The 19,594-nt window shown below is 39.4% G+C and carries 14 protein-coding genes and 2 pseudogenes; 3 read left to right on the top strand and 13 right to left on the bottom strand.

All coding sequences use genetic code 11. From position 1 onward, the window contains the following. The first annotated feature begins 26 nt into the window (after positions 1–26). A complete protein-coding gene (locus DIZ30_RS00580) occupies positions 27–1,934 on the top strand; it encodes a M13 family metallopeptidase (RefSeq protein WP_002301660.1) in 1,908 nt (635 codons plus the stop codon). A 417-nt stretch (positions 1,935–2,351) separates the two neighbouring features. Here DIZ30_RS00580 and DIZ30_RS00590 read toward each other — a convergent pair whose 3' ends face one another. The 5 genes from DIZ30_RS00590 to DIZ30_RS00610 all read right to left on the bottom strand — a co-directional run bounded on the left by DIZ30_RS00590 (position 2,352) and on the right by DIZ30_RS00610 (position 8,030). Next, positions 2,352–5,630 carry a right-handed parallel beta-helix repeat-containing protein gene (locus DIZ30_RS00590; RefSeq protein ID WP_109023039.1) on the bottom strand — a complete coding sequence of 1,093 codons (3,279 nt, stop codon included), beginning with the start codon at positions 5,628–5,630 and terminating at the stop codon, positions 2,352–2,354. Positions 5,631–5,901: 271 nt separating this feature from the next. Further along, positions 5,902–6,447 (bottom strand): cysteine hydrolase family protein, encoded by a 546-nt coding sequence (locus DIZ30_RS00595; RefSeq protein WP_002298881.1) that lies wholly within the window; start codon positions 6,445–6,447, stop codon positions 5,902–5,904. Positions 6,448–6,458: 11 nt separating this feature from the next. Next, on the bottom strand, positions 6,459–7,151 hold the full coding sequence (locus DIZ30_RS00600) for a 5'-methylthioadenosine/adenosylhomocysteine nucleosidase (protein WP_002291218.1): 693 nt from the start codon (positions 7,149–7,151) through the stop codon (positions 6,459–6,461). An 18-nt stretch (positions 7,152–7,169) separates the two neighbouring features. Continuing rightward, the gene (gene macP / locus DIZ30_RS00605) at positions 7,170–7,454 is read right to left on the bottom strand and encodes a cell wall synthase accessory phosphoprotein MacP (protein WP_002286760.1); all 285 of its coding nucleotides are present in this window, start codon (positions 7,452–7,454) and stop codon (positions 7,170–7,172) included. Positions 7,455–7,466: 12 nt separating this feature from the next. Further along, on the bottom strand, positions 7,467–8,030 hold the full coding sequence (locus DIZ30_RS00610) for an NUDIX hydrolase (RefSeq protein WP_002323741.1): 564 nt from the start codon (positions 8,028–8,030) through the stop codon (positions 7,467–7,469). Between the two features lie 227 nt (positions 8,031–8,257). Here DIZ30_RS00610 and DIZ30_RS00615 point away from each other — a divergent pair, with 227 nt between their 5' ends. Beyond that, the gene (locus DIZ30_RS00615; protein ID WP_109023040.1) at positions 8,258–8,920 is read left to right on the top strand and encodes a 5-bromo-4-chloroindolyl phosphate hydrolysis family protein; all 663 of its coding nucleotides are present in this window, start codon (positions 8,258–8,260) and stop codon (positions 8,918–8,920) included. 123 nt (positions 8,921–9,043) lie between these two features. Beyond that, positions 9,044–10,240 carry a toxic anion resistance protein gene (locus tag DIZ30_RS00620; RefSeq protein WP_002286766.1) on the top strand — a complete coding sequence of 399 codons (1,197 nt, stop codon included), beginning with the start codon at positions 9,044–9,046 and terminating at the stop codon, positions 10,238–10,240. A gap of 100 nt (positions 10,241–10,340) precedes the next feature. On the opposite strand, the gene DIZ30_RS00625 is transcribed toward DIZ30_RS00620, so the two are convergent. The 8 genes and pseudogenes from DIZ30_RS00625 to DIZ30_RS00665 all read right to left on the bottom strand — a co-directional run. Beyond that, a complete protein-coding gene (locus tag DIZ30_RS00625) occupies positions 10,341–11,717 on the bottom strand; it encodes an amino acid permease (RefSeq protein WP_002286768.1) in 1,377 nt (458 codons plus the stop codon). A 36-nt stretch (positions 11,718–11,753) separates the two neighbouring features. Continuing rightward, a complete protein-coding gene (locus DIZ30_RS00630; protein WP_002286769.1) occupies positions 11,754–12,620 on the bottom strand; it encodes a GRP family sugar transporter in 867 nt (288 codons plus the stop codon). An 88-nt stretch (positions 12,621–12,708) separates the two neighbouring features. Further along, positions 12,709–13,734, bottom strand: coding sequence for a two-component system sensor histidine kinase SapS (gene sapS, locus DIZ30_RS00635; RefSeq protein WP_109023041.1), 1,026 nt, complete (start codon positions 13,732–13,734; stop codon positions 12,709–12,711). 17 nt (positions 13,735–13,751) lie between these two features. After that, on the bottom strand, positions 13,752–14,426 hold the full coding sequence (gene sapR, locus DIZ30_RS00640; protein WP_002291233.1) for a two-component system response regulator SapR: 675 nt from the start codon (positions 14,424–14,426) through the stop codon (positions 13,752–13,754). A gap of 183 nt (positions 14,427–14,609) precedes the next feature. Then, entirely contained in the window at positions 14,610–15,503 is an 894-nt protein-coding gene (locus DIZ30_RS00645) for a class C sortase (protein WP_002298884.1), read from the bottom strand. Between the two features lie 73 nt (positions 15,504–15,576). Further along, positions 15,577–17,274, bottom strand: a pseudogene (locus DIZ30_RS13415) (SpaH/EbpB family LPXTG-anchored major pilin). Further along, positions 17,267–18,580, bottom strand: a complete 1,314-nt coding sequence (locus DIZ30_RS00660; RefSeq protein ID WP_073490353.1) for a pilin N-terminal domain-containing protein — start codon at positions 18,578–18,580, stop codon at positions 17,267–17,269. Before DIZ30_RS00660 ends, DIZ30_RS13415 begins: the two are co-directional and overlap by 8 nt. Beyond that, positions 18,580–19,440 (bottom strand): annotated as a pseudogene (locus DIZ30_RS00665) (collagen binding domain-containing protein); the annotation flags it as partial. The gene DIZ30_RS00660 and the pseudogene DIZ30_RS00665, both read right to left, overlap by 1 nt. Positions 19,441–19,594: the final 154 nt, after the last annotated feature.

Genomic DNA, 19,594 nt, shown 5'->3' on the forward strand with positions numbered 1-19,594 from the left:
CGAAACAAAAAAGGAGCGATCGATGAATGAACAAAGAACGATTGAAACAAGATTTCTATGAAGCAGTCAATGAAGAATGGCAAAAAACAGCAAAAATCCCTGCAGATAAACCAGCTACAGGCGGTTTCCAAGATTTAGTTGACGGGATCGACCAACTTTTGATGGGAGAAACAGACGATCTGCTTGCCCATCCAGAAAAAGTGTCTTCAGAAAAAATGAAACATTTCCTTGCATATTATCAACTGGCAAACGATTATGACCGAAGAAATGAGTTGCATGCTCAACCACTTCAACCTATAATCGAAAAAGTTGAATCATTGCAGTCTTTCGACGAATTGAATGAGCAATTTCCAGAATGGCTGTTGGATACATTACCATTGCCATTTAATCTGGATGTAGATGCAGATATGAAGAATGCGCAAACGAACGCCTTCTTTGCTTATCCGCCTTCTTTATTCCTTCCAGATAAGACGTATTATGCATCAGACCACCCCAACGGTGCACAACTAATAGGCGTTTTCTTTGATATGGCTGTTCAGTTATTAGAGCTTGCCGGCAAAGAAAAAAGTCAGGCAGAAGCAATCACGGAACAAGCAGTGCAATTTGATAAATTGATTGCTCCTCATGTAAAAAGTGCAGAAGAAAACGCAGATTACAGCAAAATGTATAATCCGCAATCTTTTGATACATTTATTCAATACACAGATAAACTGGACTTGAAAAAACTTGTCACGGGTTTGATTGGGACAACTCCAGATAAAGTGATCGTAACTGATCCAGTGTACTTCGATCATTTGAATGACATCCTGACAGAAGCTCATTTTCCGTTATTCAAAAGCTGGATGATCATTAAAACAGTACGTTCTCTTAGTGGTTATCTATCAGAAGAATTCCGCCAAGTCAGCGGAATCTATTCTCGCGTATTGTCTGGAACAGACGAAGCAATGCCTCAGAAAAAAGCAGCGTATTACCTTGCCTCTGGACAATTCGATCAAGTAGTTGGCGATTACTACGGAAAAAAATATTTTGGCGAAGCTGCTAAAAAAGACGTAGAACAAATGGTGAAAAAAATGATCGCCGTTTATAAAAAACGTCTAGAAGAAAATGACTGGCTTGGGGATGCAACAAAAGAAAAAGCCGTCATAAAATTAAATAACTTAGGTATCCAAGTAGGCTACCCCGATAAGATCCCAGCATTATTCGACCAGTTCAAAACAGTACCTGCAGATCAGGGTGGTACTTTGCTTTCAAATACTCTTGTTTTCAGCAAACTCACATTAAAAGATCGTTTCAGCAAATGGAACAAACCAGTGGATCGTTCAGAATGGGAAATGAGTGCTGACACGGTCAATGCTTATTATCATCCATTTCGGAATGTGATCGTCTTTCCGGCAGCGATCCTTCAAGCACCATTTTACAGTCTAGAACAATCAAGCTCTGCTAATTATGGTGGAATCGGAGCTGTTATCGCTCATGAGATTTCCCATGCATTTGATAATAACGGCGCTTTATTTGACGAATATGGCAACTTGAACAACTGGTGGACAGAAGAAGATCTTACACAATTTCAAAACAAAGCACAAGCAATGATCGAAGAATTCGATGGTCTGCCTTTTGCTGACGGAAAAGTAAACGGAAAATTAACCGTTTCGGAAAATATTGCTGATGCAGGCGGTCTAAGCTGTGCATTGGAAGCAGCAAAAACGGAATCAGATCTTTCTATCGAGGAATTTTTTGTCAATTGGGCAACGATTTGGCGTACAAAAGCAAAAAAAGAATACCAACAACTTTTACTGCAAATCGATGTCCATGCCCCTGCTAAACTCCGAGCAAACGTGCAACCAAAAAACCTTGACGAATTCTATGAAACATTTGGTATCACGGAACAAGACGCTATGTATCTAGCGCCAGAAAAAAGAGTGCGAATCTGGTAAGAGGTTGTGAAAAAGCCGCTTAGTTTCAAGTAGTAAGAAAAATTTTGTGAAAATAGCTTTCCACATTTTTGCATAAATTTGACTTACTACTGAGAAACTGGCTTTTGAACACCGTTTATCGAGAGGTTGTGAAATCAGCGTCCTGACCTGAGTATTAGAGAAAAAAACGGAAAAATAGTTCTTCATATTTTGCCGTTTGTTGAGCTAATACCGAGGGTCAGCTGATTGAACACCGTTTAGTGGAGAGATTGTGAAAAAGCTGTCCTGCATCAAGTAATAAGAACAGCCAATCAAAAGCAGCAAGGAGAACCTCATCTATAAAAAGATAGAAGGAAGTGAGACATCTATTGGTCTCATTTCCTTCTATTTTTACTTTCCTCAGTCAATTGTTTTACATCATAAAAGGAGAAATTCCACTTATTTTTTTCGCTGTTTCATGACATAAACAACTACACCGATTAACAAAATTCCTCCAGCTAATGCTAGCAACGGGTTATTAAATTCTCCCGTTTTTGGGAGTCCTTGAGTGCCATTTTTTTCACTTTCTTTTGCTGTCCTATCCGGATGAGAAGGTTTTCCATTTGGTTTTCCATTTGGTGATTCATTTCCTGGATTTTCTCTTTCTGGTTTGTCATTTCCCGGGGGCACATCGGCAGTTTCTCGCACAGTGATCGCTTTTTGCTGGGTAACAGATTCTGTATGAGCAGACCATTTTTCCCCATCAAATATTTCCGAACGATAAGTGACTTCTAGCGTATATTCTCCTTTTGAAGGTGCTGAAAAAATAGCGGTATGATTAGAAAATTGAGCACTTGACTGTGTTTCAACGATTTGGATCTTTTCTGGGAAATAACGCATATCTTCAAAGACAGGCGTTCCTTGATTTGGTGTGAAAGTTGACACAAAAACTGTAAAAGGCTTCAGTTCAATGATATTTCCTTCTGCATTCTCCGCCACACCATTTGCTTCTTGTATAATAATCGGATTATTTTGTTCATTTGGTTTTGTCTGATTTGGTTCTTGTACGATTGCATATTCTGGATACTCCGAAGACGGTGAGGTTTCTCCGTCAAAAGTAGCACCTACAGATAGTGGAAGACCATCTACTCTTCCCTTTTCTGTTTGACGATTCTCCGGTTTGATTTGCATCAATCCATGGACATGGATGCTTCCATTCGCATAGCGAGTAACAGGCTGCTGCCCTTCTTGCGAATGTGTATTTAGAGATTCGATCCAATCTTTTGATACGGTATGTCCAAGAGTATTTTCTGATTGTTTCTCTCGTTCATTCCAATAGTAGTTCAACGAGTGATAGATTTGATCTTCGTTTTGATTCAATGGGCGGATCTGCTCTCTCATCTCAAGATTTTCTGTTCGGAAAGATAAGATACCAGAAGCATGGAAGTCTGTGTTTCCTGCCGAAGAGGTATAAAGAGCCACATTATATGAACCGTTATTAAAACTTGTACTGCTATTGACGATAATATCTGTTCCGCTATTGGAATCGATTCCTTTTGCAAGATTTTCGAAAGACAAACTATTGATCAATTCATGAGGGCCCGATAAAGAGGAACCACCCATTTTGAATCCATTACCGTTCCCTTCTCCTTCAACTCCCGGTACCCAACCGTTTCGATAAGCAACTGAGTTTTTGATGACTACTTTCCCGATTGAACCTGTTTCATTTTTAGCAAAAAGATCCCAACCATCATCTGCATTATGATAAGCGATACAACCGTCAAATACATTCCCTTCTCCTATTGTCAGTTTGGCCGCAAATCCATCGGCATCTTCAAATCCTGGATCGGCATTTTCAAAAGATGTACAGTTCTTGACTAAGTTATGCGCTGGCCATGCTTCGAAAGGATCATTTGAGCTACCACTGATTTGGATTCCTGTATTTCCATTCCGATAAGCATGGATCTCTTCAATCAAATTATGGTTTCCAGAAATCTGCAATCCTTTTTGCATAGCGGCACTATTTGTAACGTCAAACCCACGTAAAACCCAGTAATGACTAAACAGTGTCATCCCATTTCCAGTTCCTTTAAAATCAAGTACAGGTCGCTTGTTTTCTGGATTTTTCTCTGCAATCAATTGAATCGGGTTTTCTCTTGTCCCGTTAACTCCTTTTGGAATCGTCAATCCTCTTTCAAAGGAATAAGTTCCAGGAGCCAGGACGATTGTCTGCCCAGCATATGCGTATCTCAATGCTTGCGTCAGAGATAACGGATTTTGTCTACTTCCGTTTCCTGTATCTGACCCTTCCGGTGTTACATAAACTGTCGAATAGTTAGGTTTACGGTAGTCAACTGTATGCAGAATCTCTTTTGTTTCATAACTAGCCATCTCTACGTATTCTTCTGGCGGATAGTTTTTATCTGGTGTAAAACTGAAAGTAAATTCGTTCGTTCCTTCCATCAGTTTTGTCTGATAATCAAATTCCCGATTTGCAGTGATTGCCAAGTCTTTTGCGTTCTCAAGTACCTCTCCTGTTGCTTGATTTTTGATTGTTAATAATCCGTCAGCATTTGCTCTAAAGGACATAGTATGGTCTTGGTTTCCTGAATGATTACTAGAGGTCACAGTGTAAATCGGATCAATCAAGCGAGTAGGTCTTTCTTGCCCAGGAGGATCTGTCGCAGGATCCGAGTAAGCAACTTCGATTCCTTCTACCTTGATCGTCATATTCCTTGCTGCAGCAAATCCTGCATAAATAACCGATTCATCTGAAGCGTATAATTTTTCCCAGTCATACATGATGTCAGAAGCCATTTCTTCTCCTGTTTCAGGATCGTAATAATATGCCTCTAAACCAGTATTCGTTTTTTTCATCTCTACGTCCAGTTTAGTAATCGAGTTCGTGGCCGGAAACAGATTCCCATGACCGTTTCCGAATATATTATAAGAACCTGTTTCTTTTTCCAAGAACCCTGCTGAAGTCTCTAAAGGTGTTGTTTCCACTGAGACACTCCCAGGAGCTGGCGCAGCTTGCGGATCTTCAGATGATATTCCTGTGATTGCCCGTGTCCCTAATCCAAGTCGCATCGTATATTTGCTGCCGCTCGTGTTGACCACTTCTTGTCTATCCGAGTCCCAGACATATTCGATCCGACTGCCTAGTATGGCAAATGAATTTGAATAAAATGCCTGCCCAAACAAATGATCTTTTGGTACTGCGTCTCTTACCATTAAAGCAAATCCTTCTTGGGCATTCGTATAGGTCCAAGATTCTATTTCGATCGTCGCCCGCATCCTAAAGTTGATGTCTTTGGGGATTGCTTGATAATAATAGGTCATTCCATCTGATCCGCTTGACTGGAATTTTCCGCCGTTATTCGTGGAAGAGAGCCGCACGCCGTCTTCTAATGGTTCAATGGCATACCTACTAGCACTTGTGCTTTCTCCGAAAACAACCCCTTTCCACTCTTCATTTGCTTCTTCAGATTGCTTTTTTGTCTTTTCATTTTCTGATTCTTTCATCATAGGATCATTTCCTTCTTCCGTATCCACATCTTCACTAGTTCTTGGTACTTCCTCCATTGTTGACATCCCTTCAATGTTCACGTGTGCATTTTCTTCGTTCACAGACTGTTGTTCGTTAGCAGCAACTTCAACGACAGAAATTAAAACCGGGGTACTGAGCATAAGGAGATTCATCATTAGCGCACTGTATTTTATACGTTTTTTTAACAAGTGTATTCCTCCCGTAACAAATTAGAAAGCGTTTACTTAAAGTATTACCTAATTTATTTTCACTGTCAATAAAAAACAAAATTATAATAAGTGTATTTTATAAAAAGAAAAAATATAACTTAAGTTGTTGATAATAAAGAGATTTATTAACGTAAAAAGAATAATATTTTTTTAAAATAACGTATAAAAAAGAGCGTAAAACAAAGTCGTTTGTTTTATGCTCTTCTTTTATTATTTTGTGCTTTTTATTTTATCAAATCACTTTGTTTTTTTATAAAATTTCTGCGCCTAGTGTGGATTCAAAATGTCTCAATGCCCATTCATGTCCAACGGGATCGAAACTTGCCACGGCATCTTTGAAAATATGGAGTTTGTATCCAAGATTATACGCATCGACTGCTGTATGCAACACACAGATATCTGTACATACGCCGGTCAAATAAATATCTGTGATCTGGCGTTCTCGCAAACAGATGTCTAGATCTGTTCCACTAAAAGCGGAATAATGCCGTTTGTCTATCCAATAAACATTTTCCTCTTGCTCATAGTCTTGGTATAAACTTTTTAAAGAGCCGTACAATTCCCGTCCACCCGTTCCTATCACATTATGCGGAGGAAATAAGCGGTTCTCCGGATGAAAGGAATCTTTTGGATCATGCGCATCAATGGCAAAAACGACAAAATCCTTTTGATCAATAAACTTCTTTGTATGAGCAGTCAGCTTTTTTTCAATTACTTGTCCTGCTGTCCCAGTAGTCAGCTTTCCATCCTCTGCAACAAAATCATATGTGTAGTCAATCGAGATCAATGCGTTCATCTTAGTCCTCCTTATACGAGATGTTTGACAAATTCGATCACCATTTCTGCTGATCGTTTGCCTGCGTCTTCGATAAATTCGTCAAAGCTTTGTGTCGCCGAGTGATCTGCTGTGTCGCTCATTGCACGTACGATCAAAAATGGGATATTGAACTGACGAGCTGTTTGTCCAACAGCGGCTCCTTCCATTTCGCAAGCTAATGCTTCAGGGAAATTCGTTAAGATTTCTTTGATTTTATCTGGCGAGTCGACAAATGTATCACCTGTAACGATCAATCCTTCTTTTGCGTTCAAATTCGTTGCTTTTGCTGCTTTAACCATTTCACTGCGCAAATATGTGCTTGCTTCATAATATAGAGGCATTCCTGGTAATTGTCCTGGTTTGTAGCCAAATCCTGTTGCATCTGCATCAAAATAAGCTACTTTGTCTGATATAACGATGTCACCTACTTGTAAGCCTTCACCGATTCCGCCAGCTGAACCTGTATTGATCACCATGTTCACGCCGTATTGTTGGATCAACAGACTTGTGGTAATAGATGCTAAGACTTTTCCTATACCGGAACGTACGACGATCACTTCGTGGTTACCTAATGAACCTGAAATAAATAAAGCGCCTGCGCGTTCCCATGATAATGGTTCGCTTAGGTTCTCTCTCAAAATTTTTACTTCTTCTTCCATTGCGCCGATAATACCGATTTTCATCTTTTTAATTCCTTCTTTCTATATAAATGCGATTGCTAAAAAAACCACACATAACATTAGGATAACAATAATAAGAGATTTCATCAAAAAAGAGTTCCATTTGGTCGTCTTTTCCCGTTCGCTGATCCTTGTTTTCGTGATTGGTTTATTCTTTTTGCTTTCTTTACGATAAAAGCTAGCAATCTTTTTTTCTTCTTGCTGATAAGCTGTTTCTGCTTTTCGCTGTTTTTTTAATGACTCGCTTGCTTGTGCTTGTTGTCGCTTGCGAAGTTCGCTTCGCGTAATAAGCGGTCCTTTGGCCATAAGCCGATCCCTCTACTTTCCTTTGGTCAATAGTTCCCAGTATTGAATCGCATAAATCGTCTTTGCATCACAAATCAACTGATCTTTCATCGCTTGTTGCGCCTCTTCAAGAGTTAGATGATACAACTCCAGTACTTCGTCTTCATCTTGTGCTAAAGGATTCTCGACCTTCTCTACCCCTTGTGCATGATAAATATGAAGGACTTCATTTGCAAAACCTGGTGAAAGATACATCGAAGTAAGATGGCTCAGCGACTTCGAACGATAGCCAGTTTCTTCTTCTAATTCTCTAGCTGCTGTCATTTCGGGATTTTGTCCTTCTCCTGGATCGATTTTTCCAGCTGGAATCTCCAAAATCACTTTTTCTAAAGGTTTTCGAAATTGTTTGACAAGAAGCAGACGATCTTGTTCGTCAAAAGCAATGATCCCGACACCGCCAGGATGAAATACCAGTTCTCTCTTCGAAGTTCCTCCATCTGGCAAACGAACTTCGTCTACAGCAACATTAATAATTTTTCCGCTATAGATTTCTTTGCGACTGATTGTTTTTTCTTCAAATTGCTCATTGTTCAGCATATCTTCTCCTGCTTTCTTTGTAATCATAACTGCTTTTTTTTCATTTTTCAATTTTTCTCAAAAACTCCTTATTAGTTTACCATAGATAAACCTTAGATTTTCTCTAAATATAGAAAATCCTTCTTTAGTCCGATACTCTTTCTAGTAGTCCGTATGCTAAAATAAGTATGTAATCGAATAACGAAAAGAATTCAATACTCAACGATAAATGACATGGAGGGTTTATTATGATAAAACGAAATTGGCCGTGGCTTCTAGCATTGGTCTTGCTATTTCTCTTTGTCCGAAACAATAGTTTTTCTTTTGTTCTAGGACTTTTATTGATAGGTGTAGTTTTAGTTTTGTGGGGACTCTTTGGTTCGCGCAGGAAAAAGGGAAAACAAGAAGAAATTCCTGCACTGACTGACGAACTTGAAACTCACTATGAAAAAAGCGGTATGACAGCGAATGAAATTTCATTTTTTCGACAAACAATGAATCAAACAAAAAATGAGATCAATCAATTGCAAATGAATATGCAGCAGACAGCCAAACTTAAAGCAATCGATCTCCGCCATGATCCAGTCAAAGCAGCAAAAGCTTTATTCAAAGAATTGGTGAAAGAACCAAACCGACTGCATGAAGCAAGTCAGTTTCTTTATACGCATCTGCCGAATCTAGTTGATTTGACAAATAAGTATAATGAGATCAATGACCATGAGATCAAAAACAAACAGACCTATGAAAAACTAGAAGAAAGCGCGCAGATCATCGACCAGCTGTCAGCTTTAATCGCACAAGATTATCAAAAATTCGTTGCTGATGATCTAGATGATATCGATGTAGAGATATCTGTTGCGAAACAGAGCTTAAAGCGTGATAATAAATATGAACCAGAACAAAAGGATTAACTCTTTTGTTCATAAAAGAAGACTCGGAACATTCAGATGATGTCTGGCTGTTTCGAGTACTTTTTCTAAAGTAGAGACATTCATGTAAGAATCGAGAACAGATTCAACAAGGAGGAATTTTTTATGGATCATAAACCGACTGAAACAAAAGATGTTACACCAGTTAACGATACACTTGAAGATTTATTGAACAACCCGTTTTCAACTCCAACAGATACGCTGACCACTTCACAACAAGCGGAGATTGATCAGCTCCAAGAGCAACAGACAGCTGCTCGTTTAATTGACAAACTACCGGCGGAACGCCAAGAACAAGCTAAACAGTTAGCAGCAAAAATCGATGCTAATGATGCACAGTCTGTCATCAGCTACGGATCGGCTGCCCAAGCAAAATTAAGTGAATTCTCACAATCGATGTTGAATCATGTGCAAGCACAAGATATTGGTCCTGTAGGAGATTCCTTAACTGAACTGATGTATCGTCTCCAAGAAGCCAATCCTGACGAACTGCGTGCCGGAGAAGGGAACATCTTCCAGCGTGTCTTCGGGAAGGTCAAACAATCGATCTATGAAGTGACAGCAAAATATCAAAAGATTGGTGCACAAATTGACAAGATTTCAGTGAAATTAGATAAAGAAAAAGACGGTCTGCTAAAAGATAATCTGATGTTAGAACAGCTTTACCAGAAAAACAAAGACTACTTTGATGCACTGAATATTTATATCGCTGCTGGAGAATTGAAAATGGAAGAACTTCAAACAACGATCATTCCAGAAGCGATGAAAAGAGCAGAAGAAACTGGCGATCAGATGGATGTTCAGATTGCCAATGATTACACGCAATTCCTAGATCGTCTGGATAAACGTACGCATGATCTTCGCTTAGCTAGACAGATCACGATCCAGCAAGCACCACAAATCCGTTTGATCCAAAACACAAATCAGGCCTTGGCTGAAAAGATCCAAGCATCTATCGCTACAGCCATTCCGCTGTGGAAAAACCAAGTCGTGATCGCATTGACCTTGCTTCGTCAAAAAGATGCAGTAACTGCTCAACGCCAAGTCTCTGAAACAACAAACGACTTATTGAAGAAAAATTCAGAAATGCTGAAAATCTCAGCCATCGAAACAGCGAAAGAAAATGAACGTGGAATCGTGGATATCGAGACCCTTCAAACCACTCAAAATGATTTGATCGAAACAATCCAAGAGACATTGCGTATCCAAAAAGAAGGAAAAGAAAAACGTCGTCATGCAGAAGTAGAGCTTGGACACATGGAAGAAGATCTGAAACAAAAACTGTTGGATTTAACCCAATAGATCACCTTTCGCTTGTTACTAAAACAAACGCCCAACAACAGTTGTAATAAACTGTTGTTGGGCGTTTTTCTTATCTTTCTTCTAACTTCTCCATTGGAGTCTATTTCTCATTCATCTTGCTGTGTCCATAGCCATAGCCAAAATAAATGATCAGTCCAATAACCATTACGATACCGAACACGATCCATGTCACAGTTTGCAGACGAAGCATCAATACAATACAAGTCAAGATGGAGACGATTGGCAATAGCGGAACGAATGGCACTTTGAATTCTCCAGCTTTTGGTTTGCCAAACATTTTTCTCAACTTCAGTAAGCCTAGACTAACAAGCATCAAATAGGCGAGCGCCATGATATTCGTTAGTTCCGCTAATACATTCAATGGGAAAAATCCGGCAAAGAATACAGCTGCCACACCAGCGGCATAAGTCGCTTTTTTCGGTGTACGATGCTTTTGATCGATTTCTGTCATAAACTTAGGAAGTAAGCCATCCTTGCTGACAGCAAACAGTAAACGAGCAAGTGAATACATCATCGAGATCGTTACCGTCAGTAGCGTTAAAATTGCCCCTACAGCGATCACCGCGCCCACTGTTCCATGTCCTACATACCTCATTGCAAAAGCCACTGGGTCATTGACTCCTAGTTCAGTATACGGAACGATTCCTGTCAAGATCAGCGTCACGATGATGTAAAGGACAGTAGCAATCAGTATCGAACCAATGATTCCTCTTGGCACATCTTTTTGCGGGTTTTTGACTTCCTCGGCTGCCATTGCAACGGCATCAAATCCCAAGAAAGCAAAAAACACAAGAGCTGCACCATCTAGCACACCGGAAAAACCAAAAGGCATGAATGGCTGCCAGTTATCAGGTTTAACGAAAAATATTCCTACAATGATAAACAACGCGATGATACCAAATTTGACATATACCATGGCATTATTCAAACGTAATGCTTTCTTGGCTTCAAGCGACACGATGTAAGTGACGAATATCACTACGAGCACCGCAATCAAGTCAATGTATGTACCATTTTCCGGATTGTACCCGCCAGTTAATGCTTGTGGAAGTTCGGCCCCTAAACTTTTCAAAAAACCTTGCATATAGCCAGACCATCCGGAAGCAACAGAGGAAACCGCTAGTAAAAATTCCCCGATCAACAACCACCCTGTCAGCCAGGCAGCAAATTCACCAAATACAACATACAGATAGGCATATGGCCCACCAATCACTGGCACTCGCGAAGCAAATTCTGCGAAACTTAGTCCAGACAAAATGACAACGATTGCAGCTAAGACAAATGAAAGTGACAGTGCTGGACCAGCATTTTGATTGGCCGCAACCCCTGTCACCACAAATATTCCCGTACCGATGATCGCACCAATTCCAAGCATGATCAAATCAGACGTTTTTAGTTCTTTTTTCATCTCACTCGTATGATTGAGATTGATCTCTTTCTTACGAAACAAATCCATTGAAGTTCCTCCCCATTTTAGGTTGGAAAACAGCGATTAAACTGTTTTCATATACCCTAAAAGGATACCACCTAAAATGACTAAAAGGCAACCAACAATAACATAAATGAGCTCTTTTTTCGTTTTTCTTTCGCCAAGGATGAAAATCCCACCTAAAGTAGAGATAATGATCCCCATTTGTGAAAGTGAGAAGCCAACAGCTAAACCAAGTGATTTGACTGTTAGAAGCATGCAGATGTTTCCTAAGCCCCATAATAATCCACAGATCATGTTTTTCCACACAAACTGATCGACTTTAACTTTACGGAAAGCAAAGAAGCTTGCGCCTAAGATCATTCCGATACTTTGAGGTAAGATAATTGACATCGCATCCAAATTCGCCCAGTTGACGATGATGGTATATACACCATAACCAATCGTAGAGAAGATCAATGCTCTAAAACCCTTACCAAAATCAAGCATTTTATTATCTGTATCTATTTTTCCTTCGTCATCTTGTCGGGCAGTCAAATACGCACCGCTTACAAGAAGAGCTAAAGCAATAATACCGTATACATAATCTTTTGTTTGTGTCCATTCATGGAAGAAAACGGCTCCCGCAATCGTATTCAAAATTAATTGAAAACCAGTAGACAATGGTAACCCTACAGAAACACCCATGTACTTCATTCCATGGAACTGTCCATTTTGTCCAACACTCCAAGCTAAGCCGGATAAAAATCCGATCAAGAAAATCCAAGGGGTGATTACAGGACTAACAACGAAAAAGACAACTAAAGAAAACAGAAATGCACCGATCGTCATTCCTAGTGTTTGTTGATTGGCATCGCCACCAATTTTACCACTTACTAAACCAATACTACCCCATGCCAACATAGGGACTAATGCTATTAAAATTTCCATAACCAATCTCCTTTTATTTCACATGATAAGAAACTTATCAGCGAAAACGTTAACAACACAAGCACTTTTTTTCGTTTCTAACGATTTTCTAACGTTTTTCATTATAAAAATTTAAGATTGGGAAAAATAAAGTCATTGTTGTCCCTTTTCCTTCAGTTGATTCAGCCGTCAAATGGATACCTAATTTTTCGGCCAGATTTTTTGCTAAATAAAGTCCTAATCCTGTTGAATGTGTTTTGCTAAGTCGACCATTTCTCCCAGTAAATCCCTTATCAAAGATCCGTTTCAAGTCTTCCGCTGGGATACCGATCCCTGAATCTTTAACTGAAAGGCTGACTCCTTGTGCTTCCTTTTCTATGCTCACAATGATGTTTCCGTGATCCGGCGTATATTTGATGGCATTACTAAGCAATTGGTTGAAGATAAAAGCGATCCATTTAGCATCGGTCAAAACAGTATGATCCTCACCAACAATCTCGTAGCGAATATTTTTTTGGATAAAATAATTTGCCTGACTGCGTATCACAGGCTGAATGATTCCTTTTAGTCCATATTCTTGGATGAGGTAGTCCCGCGAGAAACTGTCGAGTCTTGCATAATACAAAACTTGTTCTACGTATTCATCGATTTTTGATAATTCATTTTCTAGTAATGTATACTTTTGATCGTCAATATCGAACTCGATCGAACGAACTAGCAATTTAGAAGCGGAAAGTGGCACTTTGATTTCATGGACCCATGAGTCAATATAATCTTTTTGGTCTTGTTGATTACTGATTGCTGATTGCATTACTTCTTGGTGTTCACGGATCAGCTGATTGATATATTCTTCCACAAGTTTTTCTTCTTCTGTTCGTCCACCGCTCAAATAGTTTTGCAAAGGGGAAGTTTTTTGTATGTCGGCGAATTTTCCCCACCATCTTCTCTTGCTCAAGTAACCACCCAGCAGATAAAAAATCAGAAAGACGCCCTCAATCAAAGCTAAATAAGCAATTGTGCTCAAATCCACTTTGATGTTTGGCGCCAGCCACATCACAAAGATCGTCAATGCAATAAAAAACAGCCATCCCAAGATCAATGTCCACTGATCTTTCAAATATTTAAAAAAATTCATCTTAACCGCTCATCCTTTCAGGGAACGATATATCCCTGTCCTACTTTTGTTTCGATATATCCTTGGATACCTGCCTGTTCGATTTTTCGGCGTAACCGATTTATGTTGACTGTCAATGTATTGTCATCTACAAATCGTTCGTCATCCCACAGTGCTCGCAGCAATTTTTCCCGACTTAAGATCTTTCCATTGTGCTTCATCAAAATAAATAATAGACGATATTCATTTTTGCTCAAATCAATGATCTCTCCGTTGATTTCCATACTTCCGTTGTCAACATTCAACGTAATGCCATTGTGGCTCATCATTTCACTAGATAATTCTGTGTAGTTGTAAGAACGGCGAAGTAATGCATTGATTTTTGCAATCAGTACATCGATTTGGAAAGGTTTTGTCACAAAATCATCTGCCCCCATGTTCATAGCCATGATCATATCCATATTCGTATTCCTGCTGGAGATAAAAATGATCGGTACTTTCGATACTTCACGTATTTTTTGACACCAATAATAGCCATCCAAAACGGGAAGATTAATATCTAGTAATACAAGCTGTGGTTCTTCTCTTTCAAAGTCTGAGAACACTTGATTGAAATCGGTCGTTCCAAAGGTTTCAAATTGCCATTTCTCAAGTTCCTCCATGATCAATTGTCGAATGATCTCTTCGTCTTCGACTACCATGATTTTTGCCATAAAAAATCCCTCCATCTTTCTTCTTGCTACTACAATATCAAAGAAGCCCTTGTGAAACAAGTTGGCTTACCTGGAAAATGTCATTTTAGCAAACGTTAAAAAAAACTGGAAATATGCGATTTAATCGCGTTTGTCTCTTCCAAGCAGCTTAAATTTATTATGTTATTCTTAATAATTGGTCTATTATCTGTTATTTTTCCTTAGTTGTTTTTGTCTTTTAAATTTTCGATAACACCAATAACCGAAAAGCGTTAGCACTAGCAATATACCTAGAAGGAGTATAAGTAATCGATAAAGATGGTATTTTTTTGTCTGTTCTATCTTTGAAGAGACTTCTTCTGTAAAGGGAACTCGCCTTCCTGTCACTAGTAATCGGTGAGTGTTCACGGTGTAAGGTGTACAAGTGATAAGTGTGACTAGATCCTGCTTTTCTCTGATTGCTAATGTATTTGTTTTTGTTGGAAGGACAACAATTTTCTCAACGACTTCATAAGCGAGCATCCGACCATACACTTCAAGATAGAATCGGTCATCTTGCTCCATTTCTTCAAGATCCGTAAAGAGTTTTTTCTCAGCAATACCGCTATGGGCGGTAATCACGGAATGTGTACTCTCTCCTCCAGTTGGAAAAGAGGTGCCTTGCAGGACTGTCGCTCCTCTATCTAACAAAAGATCATTCGTTTCATCAAATAAAGGCAAGCTAACATTGATTTTCGGAATATAGATGGCTCCGATCATATGTTGTTCGTAATATTCTTTTCCTGGATTTTGGACATTTCTAACCGCTTGCTCAAAAGGATCTTTGACTTGTCCCATTCCTGGGATTACTGATGTATGAGCAAGCGTCTGATTTTTCTTTTCATGCACTGCTAATTGTTGCTCATGTTTTTCTTCTTTATCGCGTTCAAGCTGCTTTTGATAATTCTCGATCCTTCTTTGATCCAAATAATTGCTGAGAGCATCTGCTAAAAATGGATATGTAAAAACTGCAGCTCCGGCAAGAAACATCACTGCCATAAATAATTGTAATAAAAGACTGATTTGGGTTTGAGGTCTATTACCTATTTTCTTTTTCATTTTCTTCACCTTCTTATTTAAAAAAACTGCAGCAACCTTTATAAAACCGATTGCTGCAGCTTATTTTTGTTGCTTATACTTCAGACTTCATTTTAGATTTACGGTACCAGCTGTACGCTCCAATCATCAAACTTATTCCGATTAGTAAGAATGCCAAGAGCCCGTTCCCACCAGTAGCAGGAAGTGACCCGCGTTTCATATTCGGTACTCTTTCTGGCCCTGGATTTTCTACTCCTACGATCTGAATTTCTTCATTATAGCTTCCATAAGAGATGATAAATTCAGTAAAGGCTGCCTCACCTGTTGGAAGTACATAACCTTCTGGCGCCATGGTCTCTTTCATTTGATAGGTTCCATAATCTAACCCTTGAACCTCAAAGTATCCATTTCCATCTGCGACAAATTCTGTTGCTTGTCCGCTTGTTGCCCACTCAATTCTATCTGCTCCTGATTCATAAACAGCTAAAGGCGACTCCCCTTTATAAAATATTGCGTATTCAGAACGGTCTTCATTCCACAATTCGAATCTTGCATCTTTAAGCAATTCACTGCTTGATGCATCATATTTTTCAAACTTTCTTCCACCTGTTGTGACTTTCTCTGGCGGCTCTACTCCTTCTTCATAATCAAATTCATCATTTCGTCCGATTTCAATAACCGCTGTGTTGTTATGGAAATCATCCGCTTCTAGTTCTGTGGAAACCTTCAAATTATACGTGATCGTTAAATCTCCTCCACGTGCATCTGCTAATCTACCTAAAGTATCTACTTTGGCTACTCCATTTTCTTCTGTCAAAATCGTCACGACAAACCCGTTGTTTACTACTTCTACTATATAATCTTGTCCTTTTGTTAAAATCGTCTCGCCGGCTCGCACTTCTATTTCCTGATCATAATAAGTTAGACCAACTGTAGGCGTATCTGTGATTTTGTAATTTTTGATAACAGCGCTTCCGTTTTCAAGGACAGAATCGATGAAATAAGGAATAGGTGCTGTGATCGTGTAAGAAGCCGTTTTTCCTCTTTCTAGATCAATATAAGAAATCGTTTCTTGTTCTCCAGCTTCATTAATAATCGTTACTTGTCTAAGGTCGCTTTCCTCTACATTCATCTGTTTATCTGCTTCTCTGATTTCGTTTTTCGGATACAAATGCACATCTGTATTGTATGTGTCTTTCTATGTAGAACCATCCCACACACCATCCACCATATCAGGCATCATCACTGGCATCATAACAACCATTGGAGACGCGATTCTGGAAATATGAGCTGGCGAATAAGTTTCTAAGAAAAGATAGACTTTATCTCTAGAAGAAGGTGCTTCTTCCGTCACTTGGACGGTAGAAAATACCGCTTCTCCAGCTTCATTCGTTGTTTGTTTGTCAATACTTGTCAGTCGATATTTTAAAAACCAACTTTCTGTGTGCCGTTTTTGAATCCATTCAATCGCTTCGGCAGAATTAAGACCGTCTTCTCGTTCCGGTGTTAAAGGATTATCTCGAATCAAATCGTAATATACTTCCGTTACGTCAAACAAATCAAAATCGACTCCTGGAATATTTTCTTCACCAAAATCCGTAGAAACCAATCCGCTATTCGGTCGTTCTTCCGGAACAGATGAGAAACCTTTTTTGTGTAATGTAATCGTCACTTCACTTGGTTTTTGTGCGACTTCTTCGGCTTTGACTAGTTTTCCGTTCCCGAAAATCCCTATTCCCGCAGTAACGAGTAACAGTACACTCATTCCCGTGACAATCATTTTTTTATTCATTTTTTTCTCCCCGTTCTTTTTTTATTAATAAAACAGCACCTAACAATAAAAGAATTCCTAGTAAAGAAATCAACGTTCTTGCTTCATTCGTTTGCGGGAATACGGACCATTTTCCTGATTGACCTGGATTGCTTGGACCACTCGGCTCTTTCGGTTTGTCCGTTGTTTCTTTTACGGTCTCGTTATAAACACGTGGTGTTGCGGATTCATAGGCAGAGACTGGAACTTTCCCGGATTCTAATTCAGCCATCTCCTGTCCGTTAACTACTACATATTGTGGTTGGCCTTTTGCATCCACCCAAAATTCAGGGATGATGACCTCGATTCTCTTACTTGCTTCATCCATCTCGTAACCTTCCACACCTTTTAATTCTTCAAAATAATAGGTGCCAGAAGGCAAGAAACGTTGTCCTGTCGTAACAAGGCCCTCTTTATCCGAAATGAATTTGCTTACATTTTTGTCATTCAAAGGATCATTGTCTGCTGGTTTGATCCATTGATTTTTCAAGTCATTAGCAGGAGCCATATCTAAATAATATTTCTCCCCTTCTATCATCTGATATAGAGCAAAAACAGCACCTTCTAATGGTTTTCCTTTTTCAGTTGTTCCTCTTTGACGTCCATACTTGAAGAAGTATGGATCTCTTAGATAACCGACATTTTTAGGATAGATATGAATCTCTTGCAGTTCCTCGGTTGATTCTGTCGGGTGATAAATTGGCAAAATAGCAGCAATTGGGATAGCTGTCTGATCGATATCAACATCCAATCCAACTTCTGGATCAATCGATTCTTCGAAAATCAAATAAACTGCATCCCGATCTTGGTTTTTCTTAGGTGCTTTGATACGTGCAATCCCGTTTCCTAATCCGCCAACCGTATCTTTCCCAGTTGTTACCGAAGTCCCTATTTGGACAAGCCTTTCTTCTGTGATTAGCTGACGGATATTGTTTCTGTTCGTTTCAGCGATTTGCTGGACGAATTCTTTAGGAGTCATGTTTTCAGCAGCTTTTTTTTCATGATAATAATCGGTCATGTCGTAAATGGCAAATGTCGCTCCATTTAGTGGCACCGTCTGTGAAATGATATCTGCTGTTTCCCCTGCTTCCTCAGAGATAGCCAAGCCATCATTTTCATGGTATTCAAATTGATCGTTATAATCGATATCTCGAATCATCCGTTTATGCAACACGAATTCCACGACATCTTCCCCTGATTCTTCTGCCGACATCGCCTGTGGAAGAAGGACTGCTGCAAGCGGTAGTAAAACAAGTAATTGAAGCATCAAACACAACAGCTTTTTCATTACCTTGCTCCCTCCTTTTTAGATTGTCTGACAAACAAACCATAGGCTGCTCCTGCAAGCGCCATGAAGAATGCAGCAAGCAGGATATAGAATAATCGTCCGGATCCTCCTGTAGCAGGCAACGGATTTTCAGGATCGTTCCCGACACTAAGCTGTAATCTGATTCGATTTGTCTCCAAAAGTTCATATTCTAACTCTTGCTGTAGATCAGGCGTCTCTGCTTCTTCGTTTGGATAATACGAAATCTCAACTTTTAGTGTACCCGCTTCTTTTCCTGGAACTACCCGATCATTTTCTATGTCAGGTTCTTCTCGATAACTAATTTCTAAAATAAAGTAACCTGGAAGTTTTCTATAGCTGTCAGGTGACTTCACTTCCTTGATCCGATAGACCCCTTCCAACAAGTCTGAAGCATTGAATAGGGAAGAATCGTTTGGATCTGGTGCCAAGCCTCCCTCGATGATTTCATACTCTCCTGCACTATTTTGTTTCTCAATTGAAAATTCTGCGCCTTCAAGACGTCGGCTATTCATACTGTCAATTTTCAAAAGTTCCAAATCGATTGGCGCTAGTTCATCTTCTAAGGTTACTTGTAGTACTCCATCGATGATTTCATAGCCTTCCGGCAAGGGAGCATTTTCGTCTTCGATGACCGTATCTTCAATGATAAACTTACCTTCTTCATTCAGTGCAAACTGGAACACTTGATCAGATAGCCGATACCCATTTGGTGCGACAGATTCCGAGACCTCATATTCACCAATAGACAGATGCAGAGGTTGGTCGTAATTTAAATCGACATACTTTTCTACTCCTACGGCACGAGAATAGAAGTATCCGATCCCAGGCAAACGTTTCGATTAGATATGTCGTGAAAAAACAAGTTTTGTGACACAAAAAAACGAATGACTTGAGGAAATCACCTCAATCATTCGTTTAAAATGCTATATATTCTTTAGTTTAAGATACGGAAATTAATGCCATCGACCACACTAGTAGAATGAACGACATTTA

Source organism: Enterococcus sp. H57, assembly GCF_003112495.1.
Taxonomy (GTDB): domain Bacteria; phylum Bacillota; class Bacilli; order Lactobacillales; family Enterococcaceae; genus Enterococcus_B; species Enterococcus_B faecium.

Bases quoted from the DNA above. Each gene is read 5' to 3' on its own strand.
- DIZ30_RS00580 (WP_002301660.1), top strand. From the start codon at position 27: ATGAACAAAGAACGATTGAAACAAGATTTCTATGAAGCAGTCAATGAA.
- DIZ30_RS00595 (WP_002298881.1), bottom strand. From the start codon at position 6,447: ATGAACGCATTGATCTCGATTGACTACACATATGATTTTGTTGCAGAG.
- DIZ30_RS00600 (WP_002291218.1), bottom strand. From the start codon at position 7,151: ATGAAAATCGGTATTATCGGCGCAATGGAAGAAGAAGTAAAAATTTTG.
- macP (WP_002286760.1), bottom strand. From the start codon at position 7,454: ATGGCCAAAGGACCGCTTATTACGCGAAGCGAACTTCGCAAGCGACAA.
- DIZ30_RS00610 (WP_002323741.1), bottom strand. From the start codon at position 8,030: ATGCTGAACAATGAGCAATTTGAAGAAAAAACAATCAGTCGCAAAGAA.
- DIZ30_RS00615 (WP_109023040.1), top strand. From the start codon at position 8,258: ATGATAAAACGAAATTGGCCGTGGCTTCTAGCATTGGTCTTGCTATTT.
- DIZ30_RS00620 (WP_002286766.1), top strand. From the start codon at position 9,044: ATGGATCATAAACCGACTGAAACAAAAGATGTTACACCAGTTAACGAT.
- DIZ30_RS00625 (WP_002286768.1), bottom strand. From the start codon at position 11,717: ATGGATTTGTTTCGTAAGAAAGAGATCAATCTCAATCATACGAGTGAG.
- DIZ30_RS00630 (WP_002286769.1), bottom strand. From the start codon at position 12,620: ATGGAAATTTTAATAGCATTAGTCCCTATGTTGGCATGGGGTAGTATT.
- sapS (WP_109023041.1), bottom strand. From the start codon at position 13,734: ATGAATTTTTTTAAATATTTGAAAGATCAGTGGACATTGATCTTGGGA.
- sapR (WP_002291233.1), bottom strand. From the start codon at position 14,426: ATGGCAAAAATCATGGTAGTCGAAGACGAAGAGATCATTCGACAATTG.
- DIZ30_RS00645 (WP_002298884.1), bottom strand. From the start codon at position 15,503: ATGAAAAAGAAAATAGGTAATAGACCTCAAACCCAAATCAGTCTTTTA.
- DIZ30_RS00660 (WP_073490353.1), bottom strand. From the start codon at position 18,580: ATGAAAAAGCTGTTGTGTTTGATGCTTCAATTACTTGTTTTACTACCG.